This is a genomic window from Photobacterium indicum, from assembly GCF_003026215.1.
Lineage (GTDB): Bacteria > Pseudomonadota > Gammaproteobacteria > Enterobacterales > Vibrionaceae > Photobacterium > Photobacterium indicum.
In genome coordinates this window covers 522,323-536,231 of record NZ_PYOC01000002.1, presented here as the reverse complement: position 1 = coordinate 536,231, position 13,909 = coordinate 522,323, and the positions used below count along the sequence as shown (strand labels likewise).

The following is a 13,909-nucleotide window of genomic DNA, read 5'->3' as shown; positions in this document are numbered from 1 at the left end:
TTATTTGGGTATAAAGTTATTCGAATAGATTAAACTTTATTTTATCGAAAGGGACTGGTTTACCGTAGTAATATCCTTGGTGATACTTTACGCCAGCTCGGAGTAATGCCGAGGCTTGTTCTCTATTTTCTATGCCTTCAGCAATAACTTCAACTTCTGCTTTATCAGCAAAAGCGACAATCGACTCAATAATAACCATACCGTTATGGTCGCAAATATTTTTCACGAATATTTTGTCTATTTTTATCGTACTTGCTTGTAATTTCTGAAGCGCTAAAAAGTCACAATAGCCATTACCTACATCATCGAGTTTCACTTGGATACCTAATTCATTCAATGAATCACACACATTTTTAGCTTTATCAAAGTCTGAAATAGGGGTACGTTCTGTTAGCTCAAATGAGAAGTTATGAGGTTGTAATTTAAACTTGTTTAGTGTCATTTTGATTACATTAATTAATGCTGTAGATTGAATGAGGTCAGGAGATACATTGATACTAAAATAGTGTGGTAGTGGTGCTATTGAGTGCTGAACCTCAAGGCGTTTGATGTCTTTAGCAACAGTTTCAATTAGCTGTACAGTCATTGGAACAATTAAACCATTGAGTTCAGCTTCTGGAATAAAGACATCTGGCGGAATGATTTTCCCCTTTTTGGTTTCCCAACGCATAAGTACTTCATAGCCACAGATATGGTTTGTTTCAGCATTTACGATAGGTTGATAAAAAGGTATTAATCGATTTTGTTTCAATGCTTTGATTAACAAAAATGTTAGCATCTTTCCGTTATGAAAGCGACGATGCATTAATACGAGTAAAATGAGCGTTAAGCTGCATAACAGTATGATCAAATAGGGGCGAATGTTTTCGCGATAATGCTGAATGACATTATCTGCTACGTAATATTTAATCCAAGCGTTATCAAGTAATGGCATCGATAATATGGGTTTTACGACTTGATCGGTTAAGTCTTTATTCAGCTGTAGAGGTGAATTAAATATTTTACTTTCAGCGCGATTAGCATTCCCGGTGTAGAGGATAATGCCATTACCTTCTACTGTTTGTAGCCAGCAACCGTCACATTCATTTTTAAGTAGACTAATGGGATCTTGTGGCGTGATATCTACCGTCATGAATCCTTTTAATATTTGGCGATGATATTGAATAATTGTTCTGTCTTTTGAGGTATTAGCAATTAAACTAATTTGCTGGTTCAGATAAATCTCTTGTTTTGGTTTTGCGTAAATATTAAGCGTATCTACCATGTCGCCGCAGGTTATGCCATTTGGCGTACGCAAACTTAGACGCCTAATTTCAGCGTTAAAATAGCTTGCATGTTCTAGCGTATCGATATCCTGATTATCACAGGTATAGTTGAGTTCATATTGAAGGTTATCAAGTAATATAGATGTCGCTCTTACTCGTTCAAAATATTGTTCAATACGTTGATTTTCTGCATATTTGAAGTGATATTTAAAAAGTACTTTGTTCGCATTATTAGATATTAATAAAGCTGCGAATCCTATTATCATACAGAGCACAATAATTATTAGGCTAGAAAGCATGTATGTTGATTTCTTTTTCATGTTCACAGGCGGCTTATCTAAGTGAATAGCAATGGAACAATTTAACAAAATAATGGGCAATACTGTTCTTAATCATATTGATAAGTACATATTTGTTAAATAATTAGTTTTTATGATTATTTATTATGCCGCATTATATAGGGCGAAATGGTCGTTGGTTGAGGTTTGTTTTCTTTCAAATCAAGAGCTTAGGTTGTATGTCTTGAAGGGGGGTTACTAGGGCGATTAATAGAAAATACCAGGGGAGAATGTTAGTAATAAGTAGCACCAAACATTTTGTTTGGTGCGGAAATTAAACGATTATTGAATATTACTCAACGGGATACCAATAACCCATATTAATAAGCTGTGTCAGCATTGCTAAGAAGGCTGGGTGATCGAGCTGTTTTCCAAGCAAGGATAGGTTTACTTGTTCTTCATCACATAGGCATTTAGCAGCTTCTGCGCACTCTTCTGGTAGTTCGAATTTTTCACCGTTTATGTACAAAACATTAGGTTGTTCTGGGTGGTAAAAAGCACGTAAACCACCTAAACGTTTGAACTCTTCACCATCTTCTAAAAATTGATAGGTTTCATTTTTTTGCCAAGGTGGCTCTGATGCAATGATATCGAGTTCATGGCGGCTCTGGCTTAGATGTTCGCCCATCCATTGTTTCATTAAATTAGGGTGATCCAATAAGCTGCGCATCATTGCTTCAAGGTCATTACATTCTGCTTTTAAGATTGCCCCACTATTTTGGCGAGCCGGGATTGAAGGGTTGTGGTAATGCACATCTCCAATATCGTTAGAAATAATGAAATCAGCAAAGCTACTTAATAATTCTTGCTTCTTTGGTGAGCGAAAGCCAACAGAAAAGCTCATGGATGTTTCTATCGCGTAACCGTCGTGCGGAAATCCTGGCGGAATATATAAAATATCACCAGGTTCCATTACTTCGTCAATGATTGGCTCAAAGCCTTTGATTTGACGAAGCTCTGGGTGGTGGAGTTCTTCTTCATAATCATCTTTTTTAGGACCAACTCGCCAATGACGCTTACCTGAACCTTGGATAATAAATACATCATATTGATCAATATGTGGACCTACACCACCGCCCGGCGTTGAATAGCTGATCATTAAATCATCAAATAACCAGTTGGGTAATTGACGAAATGGTGTAACTAATCGAGCAGCACCTTCATGCCAATGATTCGCAGCTTGAACAATGAATGACCAGTGATCTTCTGGTGTATTATCAAAGGATAAAGGACCATGACGAACGTCCCACTCTTCGCCGTTTCTTGCGATATAGCGAGAATCGACGTCTTCTTCCATTGCCAATCCTGCAAGTTCATCAGGGCTGATTGGGTCGATGAAATCTTTAAAACCACCTTTTATGACAACAGGCTTTTTCTGCCAGAATTCGGCAAGAAATTCTTCAAACGAGAAGGTTAACTGGTACATGTTCAAACTATTAATTATTGAGCTTAGTGCCGATTATAGCGCAAAGCACACCATGCTAGATAAAAAATCATTTAATGATGGGTATTTCTTACGCCAAAGTTTTGGTGAATAGAACGGTGTTTATTGGCTTTTTTTTGATTCATTTTCGTGTCGAAACTGAATGTTTATTGTTAAATTTATTTTGAAAGTAGAGTGGTTTTAGTCTGAATCTGTCTGATTGTCTTTGTAGTGATTTGTTTTTTAAGTGCTTTTGATGGTTTCGGTATTGCTGCTCTGTATATAGGGGACAATATTTGATATTTTTATTTTTGAGACTTCAGTTGTTAAACCATAGTGATGGCTCGATTAGGAAAGCATTAGGGGGGTAAAAGGTAAATTTATTATTTAGAAAATGAGCGAAGATAAAATACCGACGTGATTTTTTCCGCGTTTTTATTATTTAACGCCAAATTATTGACTTGTTAGACTTTGACTAAATTTGACGATCTTAATGCTTGATATGAAGCGTAGGCATGTGTTCGTTAAAACAAAATATAACTAATATAACGAAGCAAGGTCAGCAGCAAGTCTATGAATAACGGTTTAGCTCAAGTCAGGTTCATACCCCTGTGTGTTTTTCTTTTGTCTGTCATTTTTTCAGGTAATGTTTTTGCTGCCAGCAGCAATGTGGCTATTTCGCTCTCAAGTACCAGTAAAGAATATGATAATGGCAATAACATTGATTATAAGTTAGTTGTTACTAACTCAGCTAGACGCGGTGTAGAAAGCATTGAAGTTAAAAGTGATTTGCTTGCTGTTTTAGCAGACATTGATAGTGGTGGAAAGGGTAATGCCTTCTCTTCGGTTTCAATTTCAGCTGATGCTTCTTCTGCTAAATCATCAGCTGGTAATTTTTCGTCTTCGGGGAATCTATATGCTCAGAATGTGACGATAGCTGCTGGTGATACAATCACTTATCATCTTACAGCAAGGGTTGCTGATGACGTTGTTGGTTCCATTGATGCTCGTGGCTCTTTTGTAACTGCCGCCCCTCATGAGACGATTGAATCTAATGTTGTTTCTGTTAAGCGAATTAAATACGATTTTTCAGTCAGTAAAACGGTAGTCGAAGGGGACTTTGCACCAGGCGAAGTGATTACTTACCAAATCCATATTGATAATAGCGGTACATCGCCTATTAAAAATATGACAGTGGCCGATGCCGTTATGGCAATTCAAGCCATCTCGATTGACGGTCTCCCAGTTCCTGCTTTTTCTTCTACCTTGATTACAGCTTCAAAATCCGGTTCGCGATCAAATGTCGGTAGTTTTAATTCATCTGGCAATTTAAGTGCAACGAATGTAAGTATTGATACTGGTGGATGGGTTGAATACCAAATAAAGGCAACCGTTGTACTTAATATTGTTTCTTCTATTGATAATACGGCAGAAGCGACAGCCCACTCAGTAACTAATCCTTCAAATACTATTGTTATAAACCCTGCCAAGCCTAACCTTTCTATTACGAAAACCGTTGATAAAAAAAATGATTATCAGGTAGGTGATGAGCTGACGTATACCATTACCGCATTAAACTCAGGGCGTGGCATTGCCTACCAATATCAGGTAAAAGATGCGATTAGTGATATTTCATCGTTGTTAGCTAACGATGCATCAGCTAAGCATGATCATACCGATGTAGGTGCTAACCCATTCCAGAGCTGGACGATAAAAGTGGCGTCGATAGGGGCCAACAGTCAGTCTGCATTAAAGCTAGCGGGTGAAGCCTCAGGTGTCGATTTAGATGATGTGGTCTCTATTGCACCAAATGAATCGGTTAAATACACCATTAAAGCGGTAACAAAATCGGTATCGATTTCTCCAATAGATAATAGTGCCCAAATCAATGATAGTGCGGGTGCTCAAGTCGCCACTTCTGATGTTGCCACTTCGACTAACCTAGACGTATTAGATACTGCATCAGCAAGCAAAAAGTCCACGGCAACCCAATACTCTCCCGGTCAGTGGGTGCCTTATGACATCACAGTTGAAAATGATGACAGCGATAAATTTGCTAACAATGTCACCATGGTGGATAACCTCACAACCTGTGTGCAAACAGAGCAAGCTGACGGTTCAACATCGGATGCGTTTTCTGGCTGGAAAGTGAAGAGTGTTGAAGAAATTGGCGAGGGTACTGACGCTGGTTTGGTTGCGAATAAAACTAGCCAACAAAGTGGCGATTTTGAATTTGTGGCTGACTTAGCGCCCAATGGTAAAGTGGTTTACCACATTGAAGCATTGGTAACTGAAAATAGCGTGGGTCATATTCGTGATACCCCCGGGTGTGATGCTATTGATGAGAGCGGTTCAGGGCTTGAAATGCCAAAAGGCAAAATTCAAGTAAAGAAAACAGTCGATAAAACTCAATTTATTCCCGGCGATAACCTTACCTACACCATCACTATTGAAAACCCAGCGCAAGGGTATGTGATTAATGTACCTGTTGATGACGCTATTTCGGATGTAATGGCAGGTAGCGTTGATGATGTTGATATTAAGGCGTTTGATAGCTGGACGGTAGTTGCCTCTGCGACGAATACTTCAGGCGCAGCAACCAATCCGACTAAGCCTGACTTAGACGGTTCCATTAATGATAACGTTGATATTCACACCCATGCCACTATTTATCCTGGTGATACTGTCACATATACCGTTACAGCTAAAACGAATGTGAAAGTAAACGATGAAATCCGCAACAAAGTGACGGCTGGTGATGGGGGCAATTCAGAAGTTGGCTCTACGCCGTATATCCATGATATTTCCATTAGCAAAAATGTTGATCACGGTACGTACAGTGATTCTGAAAATACCTTTACCTACACGATTGAAGTCAAGAATGGCGACTATGCAGGTTTTGCTAAAGGCGTGCATGTTTTTGATGACATTGAAGGCATTCGCGCTGATCTTTTAGAATTTGGTCCTGCCGAAAATCCGTTTGAATCATGGAAAATTACTGCGGTTGCCGAAGGTGATGAAGCCGACTCTGGCATTAGTGGTTCAGTTAAGGATAAGAATCTTAATGTTTACGCGGATATTCCTCCCAGCGGGAAAATCATTTATACCGTAGTCGGCCAATTAAAAGAGCGTACGCAAGATCATATTATTTGGGGCCCGTTTTCAAACTCAGTTAATGCCATGCTAGTGACTGGTGATGTGACTGATGATGTGACTGGTAATGCGATTAGTCAGCCTAAAAAGCCTAATTTACGTGTTACCAAAGACGTGAGCCAGCCTTATTACGCTGTGGGTGAAAAGGTCACTTACACCATTGTGGTTGAAAATATTGGTGATGGTTATGCCAATGATACTACTGTGTTTGATGATATTGCCTCTTTGGGACTATTTAATGAATGGACGATAGATTATGAAAAAACAGGCGTAGGTACGCGTGTTGATGAAGAGTACAACTCAGCTAAAACCACGAAAAATATTAAGACCGAGGTCGATATAGCCCCCGACTCTGCAATTACTTTTCAGGTAACGGGTATTGTCGTCGATGGCTCTCCCGATCGTGGAAAAATCACCAACACTGTAAAAGTGTATGACAATCAAAACAATCGTGAGTTTGATGAGTCAGCAGATATCGACAAACAAGATAAAGATATCAGTGTCAGTATCGATAAGTACTCTGAGCAAGTGTATTACCACCCTGGTCAGAAACATATGTATGTCGTGTCGGTAACGAATCATTCCAACGATGTAATGAATGATGTATCCGTTATTGACGAGTTATCAAAAATAGGGGTTAAAACCGCGAATGATAAAGACGGTCATAAAGCCGATGCTAATGAAGATACAGCGTTCGAAAGTTGGGGAGTAGAACGAACGATAGGGTCAGCTAGCGAACAAATCATACCGCCGGGTAGTACGACCGATCTTAATGATCACATAACGCTACAGCCGGGAGCTGAAGCCGTTTATTACATAAGCGCGATTGTGAAAGATAACGTTATCGAAGATACCCTTGAAAACATTGCGTATCTGAATGTTGTTTCGATAGATCGTAATGGGAAAGAGCACACGTATGAAGCGTTTGCAAAAGTGCAAAACCACCGTGCGGAATCTGGTGGGGCCGTTGTTCGTAAAGTGTCCCCCGCGATGTATAAACCCGGTGATAAAGTCACGTATACCATCACTGCTTCATCTTCATTAGGCTACTTTAATAACGTTGCTATTCAAGATGAGATCAGCAAATTAAGTGTTACGTTGTTAAACGGCGGTGAAGGCAACCCTTTTGCCACCTACGATGATCCTACCCACCCACTGTTTACTGTTGATGTTGCAATAGACGATGCCATTCCTAAAGATGGTGGCTCGACAGATGGAACATTGGATGGTGTTGTAAAAGCCAATACCGATTTAAATACTATTATCGATGTCGCGCCGCACGATAAGGTGGTTTATACCATTACAGGTACGATACGTGATGATGCCATTGGCGAGATCAATAATGATGGTTTAATTGTGAAGCCCTATGCAGCACAGATTGAATATAAGAAAGAAACAGTTGAAGCGAACTATGCACCGGGCAAAACACTTGAGTATTTACTGACCGTCGAGAATACGGGCAAGGCGCATGCACAGGATGTGAATATTGAAGATGCTATTTCATCTGTGGAAGTGACAGATGTTAATAACAACTTAATTAAAGCATTCACTGAATGGACCATAAAACCAGTATATTCTGGTGATTTCAAATCGTTCGCTTCACCAGGAAGTTATACCGATAACACCGATCTTAATACAATGGCAGATATCCCGCTCGGGGGTAAATTCGTTTATCACGTAATAGCGAAAGTTGCTGAAACAGCTGCTGGCGACATTCTGAATGTCCTAAATGTGAATGGCAATACGACCAGTGTGACGACTCGCCCTGAAACCCGCCAGTACGATGTCAGCAAAGAGATTGTTGCGTATTACGATGTCGATGGCGATAAGCTGCCAAACAACAATGGATACATGCCGGGTGGCGGCGTTGAATATCGCATTCATATCCAAAATAACAGTAGCAGTAATATTGCTGATATTCCGGTGAAAGACGCCATAGAAAGCATTAAAACGAAGTACTTTGATAATTCGATAGGACAAGTATTTACTAGTTGGGAGATAACGACAGAAAAAGATTCTGGTGGTGTGTCTAATGCTGGCTCAACCAGCGATAACCATGATATCGATACTCTTGCCGATCTTGGTCACGATGGGTTTGTCGATTACATTATCAAAGCCCAAATCAGTGATAAAGCGGTGGGTGACTTTAGCAATACCGTTGATGTTTATGGGTTAGAAAAGGCCTCTCCTGTTTCAACAATGCTGCCAGCGAAAGTCACTCTAAAAAAAGCAGTGTTTGACTCAGCAGGCAAGGCTATTTCTCAATATCTACCAAGCCAAGATGTTGTGTATAAGATCCGCCTTGAAAATACCAAGCAGGGTACTATCTACAATCAACACCTCTCCGATATTCTGTCGTCAATCACCACCGATATTGCTGAACTGTCTGGTACTGGTAAAGAGAATCCAACGGCTAATCCGTTCGTGTTATGGAATGTATCTGTTGATCAATCAAGCGGTATTACTAATGTAGGCGGTTTTACGGGGGGGAATAATGTCGATATTGATACCGATATCGATATTGCACCACTTGGCTACATTGAATTTACGGTAAAAGCGACTATTCGCGACACTGCGTTGGGTCAAATTACTAATACTGCTCATTTGAAAGCAGCAGCAGGATTATCACGAGATAATAGTAATCGCAGTTTATCTGCCACTGCGGTATTGGACCCGCAGCCTAAGCAAGTGGAACATCATAAAACGATTGTATCAGTAGGCGGGGCGACATATTCAAAGGACACCCATTATTTACCGGGTGATGAGGTTGAATACCAAATAACAGTCGATAACCAATCTGACGGTTGGGCGAATGATATCACCATGAAAGATGAAATAAGCAAAATCATGGTTGAACTTGCTGGTGATAAGACAGAAACCGCGTTCTCTTCTTGGGTTGTATCCCATGTAATTAGCCGAGGTTCCGATCTCGAAAAAGATACCTATTTACCGAATTATTCACCAACAGGTAACTTGGATCTTGAAGCTGATATTGCACCAAAAGAAGGGATCACTTTCACCATAAAAGCCCAAATAAAAGACAATGCGTTAGGCACTATTGATGCGAATACTGCGATTATCGATAGCCAAAATGATACAACCGATCCTATTACGCCACAGGCATCTTCGCTAGAAATTCATAAAGCGGTTGATACAGATACGTTTATTCCGGGGCAGACTGTTAATTATACCGTTACAGTCACCAATACCGGTGATACATGGCTGAACGATGTTGTAATAAAAGATCCAATTAGTGCAATTACAGCTGAAATAGCGGGCAGTTCGTCTACATCGAATATTGGACCAGCCTTTAGTTCATCATCGTTATCTGTTAAGCAAAGTGAGAGTTACGTATCGGCTAATCCTGATGGTTCTATTTCAGCGATCGCAGATATAAAGCCGGGCGATACCATTACGTTTACGATTGCAGCGATTGTGTCTGACAATGTTATCGGTGAGATTTCGAACACCGCGACAGCCGATGATATTCCTTCAGAAACCGTTATTATCCAGCCTGCACCTTTTGATATCGAGGTAACTAAAACAGCAGATACAAAAGAGTTTGTACCTGGTCAATTGATTACTTATACCGTGACAGTGTCTAACCCGACGAATAGCTGGGCTAACGATGTTGCGATTAGTGATGAGGTCTCAAAAATTGAAGCTGAAATCGCACATGACTCAACGGCAGGCAGCGCAATAACGGGACCAGCATTTGATGCCGCGACTATCACTGTCGATATTGCGAAAGGGGCGAGCTTTGTTGATGGTACTGGTGAGAATGCCACCGCTGATATAGCACCAAATAGCAATGTGGTATTTACAATCAAAGCGAATGTGGCTTCAAATGTAGTCGGTGAGATCAGTAATATTGCGAATGCCAACGATAAATCGGCAGAAGTCGTTATTACCCCGAAAACAGCCATTTTCACCATCATAAAAAGTGTCGATGAGCCCACGTTTATTCCGGGTCAAGTCATGACCTATAGCTTAGTTGTTGAGAATACGACGGATGCTTGGGCGAATGATGTGAAAATTACCGATGATATAGCTGCGATTAATGTAGAAGTTGCGGGGGGAAAAACAGGGCCAGCATTTGATATCAGTTCCTTAAAAGTGATTTCAGGCGTAGTCGACGGCGAGGGGTTTGTCTTTGCCAATCCAGATGGCAGCGTATCGGCAATGGTAGATATTGGTCCCGCAAGTAAAGCGACAGTTACCTTTGAAGCAACAGTGGCTGCCGATGTTGTCGGCGATATTCCCAATACCGCGTTCGCTAATGATATTGCCTCTGAAGAGGTGGTCATTACTCCTAAAGAATCAACGCTTGAAATTACGAAAAAAGTTGATGCTGCTGAATATGTACCAGGGCAGGAACTAACGTATACGGTCACGGTTAGCAATATCTCTGGCAGCTGGGCAAATGACATTGCAATAAGGGACGAAGTATCAAAGATCCAGGCAGAAATTGCAGGGGGATCAGCATCTGTGCCTGCAATAGGCAATGCCTTTGATGTCAGTTCGATTATTTTTGAAGATCCAGTCGTCATCAACAGTATTGTGGCAAAAACCACTGACGAAACGGTGAAGGCAGATATTGCGCCGAATGAATCAGTCATCTTTGTGATTAAAGCCAAGGTTGCAGATAACGTTATTGGCGACATTACCAATAACGCGTCAGCCAGCGGGCAAGATGCAAGTGTAGTAACGCCTGCTGCAAAGTCAGAAGTTGAAATTACCAAGACCTCAGAAAGTAAAACTTATACCGATGGTGGCAAGGTTGTTTACCACATTGATGTACATAACAAATCGCAATCTTTTGCCAATAATATTGCGCTAACCGATGAGATATCCAACATAGTTGTTGATACTAATTTGGGCATGTCTGAACCTGCATTTACCGACTGGAAAGTCGAGTACAAAGCCAGTGATAGTAAAACTGTCGTGATGGCAAATACCCGCAAGATTTATCATCCTGCCAACAATAGTGATATTGATGCGGTGATGGATATTGCGCCAGAAGATACGGTGACCTTCACTGTAACGGCGAAAGTTCAAGACCATGCGATTAGCACCATCACAAATACAGCGGTTATCACCGATGCTGACGGTGCTTCTCAAGAAGATGATGCAGTTGTCGAGCCTGCACCGACCTCAACGCGTGTGAGTAAAGTCAGTGTTGAAGAAAAATATACACCTAATCAGCCATTAAGCTTCGTACTGACGATTGCAAATACCTCGTCAAATTACATTGACGATATGATTGTCGTCGATGATATGTCTACGGTTCAAGTGAAGTACATTGACGGTACGACTGGACCAGCTTTCATTCCGGGTACTATCAGCTTTACGCCGACAGTTGTACCAGCAGGCTCATTAACTGTTAAAGGTTCCGAGACCAGCTATAAAGTGGATATCGCACCTAAGTCTACCGTTACGTTTGATGTAACAGGCACAGTCAATGAGCATGCAACCAGTGATATTCAAAACATTGCCCAGCTTAATGGGGATGATGTGAAAAGTAACTGGGTGCCGACGGTAGCTGCAAAAGTGAAAGGCACATTAACAGCCGTTGAAGAGGAGTACGTGCCAGGCAACACCATCGAATACCACTTAACATTGGCGAATGATAGTGATGGCATTGCTAAAAACGTGTATTTGCTTACGCAGTTTAATAAGGCATCGGGTACCTATATTGATGGCCATGAGGACAATGCGTTTGATCGCTGGACCATTAAAGCCGTAACCGATGGAGTTGATACCACGTCAGGTACGTTTACCGATGATAGTGATATAGCAACATCAATCAATATCGCGCCTCATGGCAAAGTTGAATACACCATCGTAGCCACCGTTAATCAAGACATGTTAACGCCCATTGATTTGCGAACTTTCTTTTTAGATTCGACCATCAATATACCGGGTACGGGGGCTGCTAGGCAGCTAGCCAAACAGATTGAGGTAGGTACGTCAGGCAAATTAGAAGTTTTACAAATACCGCCTGTTGGCTCAAAGCTGAATGTGGTGAAAACGGTGGAGAAGGATTCTTATACCGATGATGACAAAACGGTACAGTATCAATTGTCGGTTAATAATACCGGTGGTGGCAATGCACCCAACGTAGCATTGTTTGACGATATTGCGGGTCTTCAAAACACCAAAGGTATTGATGTATTTACAGATTGGGTGATCACCGGTCGTGAGTTTGAAGAAGGGCGATTAATCGATCACTTTACAATTAAAGGTGACCAAAATAATAAGAATAACCTCAATGTGATCAAAAATATGAAGTCGAATGGTCGCAACAATATAGAGATGATGATTGTTGCAACGATCAATAAGCATTTGGATGATGACATTACCAATATATTCAAAGCCACGGAAGAAAATGGCAAGGTTACTCAAGATGAGGCAACCACACATATTAAAAAGATCCCCGATAATACAGGAGAGTTAGATCTTACTAAGCGCGCGACAAAGACTGACGCGCAAGTGGGTGATGTTGTTGAGTATGAAATCATTGTTGATAACAACAATGAATCTTACTTTAACAATGTTGTTGTTGATGACCGATTCCCTGCAGGTTTTCAATATGTGCCAGATTCTACCGAGATGGTGATAAGCGGTGCTGATGGTGAATTTGAAACTTCTGACGATGTGGTTGTGTCAGCAGAACCTACGCTATCAGGCAGTTTGCAATTCCCTCAAGTGGATTTTGACCCTTACGAAAAATTACGTATTCGCTACTTGATGCGGGTAAGTATAGGGGTGACGTTTGGTAAGTATGTTAATACCGCGGTAGCGAAAGTTGATAATAGCAATGTATCGAACACCGGCTCGGCAACGGTGGAAATTGAAGCGGATAAACTATTCGATACCGCATCGATAATCGGTAAGGTGTTTGAAGATCTCAATGGTGATGGATTCCAAGCCGATGCAACGGCTGATGATATTGAGCTAACTACAACGGTTAAACCACAAGACTATATAGCGGGTTCAACCACCCTCGAGGTTAATGGCCACACTGTGGTGGTTGATGACGAAAATACGGTGCCAGCAATAGACGGTATTCATATTGATGAGTTATATGGTCAATCTAAAAACCGCACGTTGAAGCAGTCAAATAAGGCATATATCCAATTCAAGACACGCACGATGACGCCATTTTCACTGGTGATAGAAACGGATAATGGCACAACAATAACATTTGATGCGCAAGGTCAAATTCAACGCCACCTAGAAGGTGATGTTAAAGAAGAGTTATCTGCTGAAGAGCTGAATGTGACCCGTAATCTTTATAAAGCACCCGATGGTTATTTATGGGAAATCATCATCGAAAATTTAGGTGTCTATGAAGATGGTATTCCTGGTGCTCGCTTGATAACGACAGAGGGTATCAAGATAGAAACCGATGAATACGGTCGCTACCACGTTCCCGACCAATGGGTTACAGATAAGAAAGGGCGTAACTTCCTAGTGAAGTTAGATTCTGACTCGTTGCCAACGGGGATGAAGGTGATCAGTGAGAACCCTAAAGTAAAACGTATTACCCCCCATGCGTTAGCGAAATTTAACTTTAGCGTTCAAGCCAAAACCAGTGCAGGTAATAGCCAAAAGAAGAAGCCGATAAGTTCCTAATAAAGAGTAATTACAAAGGAAAAGGGCTGATGAAAATTCATCAGCCCTAGGTTTTTTCGTTTTGGTTTTCTGTAACAGCATTTTTAAAAGGT

3 protein-coding genes are annotated in these 13,909 nt (G+C 41.0%); 1 reads left to right on the top strand and 2 read right to left on the bottom strand.

Annotated features, from left to right (window positions below; translation table 11 throughout):
* Positions 1-16: 16 nt before the first annotated feature.
* Positions 17-1,531, bottom strand: coding sequence for an EAL domain-containing protein (locus C9J47_RS08305; RefSeq protein ID WP_245903384.1), 1,515 nt, complete (start codon positions 1,529-1,531; stop codon positions 17-19).
* Positions 1,532-1,895: 364 nt separating this feature from the next.
* A complete protein-coding gene (locus tag C9J47_RS08300) occupies positions 1,896-3,029 on the bottom strand; it encodes a ribosomal protein uL16 3-hydroxylase (RefSeq protein WP_107253089.1) in 1,134 nt (377 codons plus the stop codon).
* A gap of 570 nt (positions 3,030-3,599) precedes the next feature.
* Here C9J47_RS08300 and C9J47_RS08295 point away from each other — a divergent pair.
* On the top strand, positions 3,600-13,817 hold the full coding sequence (locus C9J47_RS08295; protein ID WP_107253088.1) for a DUF7507 domain-containing protein: 10,218 nt from the start codon (positions 3,600-3,602) through the stop codon (positions 13,815-13,817).
* Positions 13,818-13,909 lie beyond the last annotated feature (92 nt).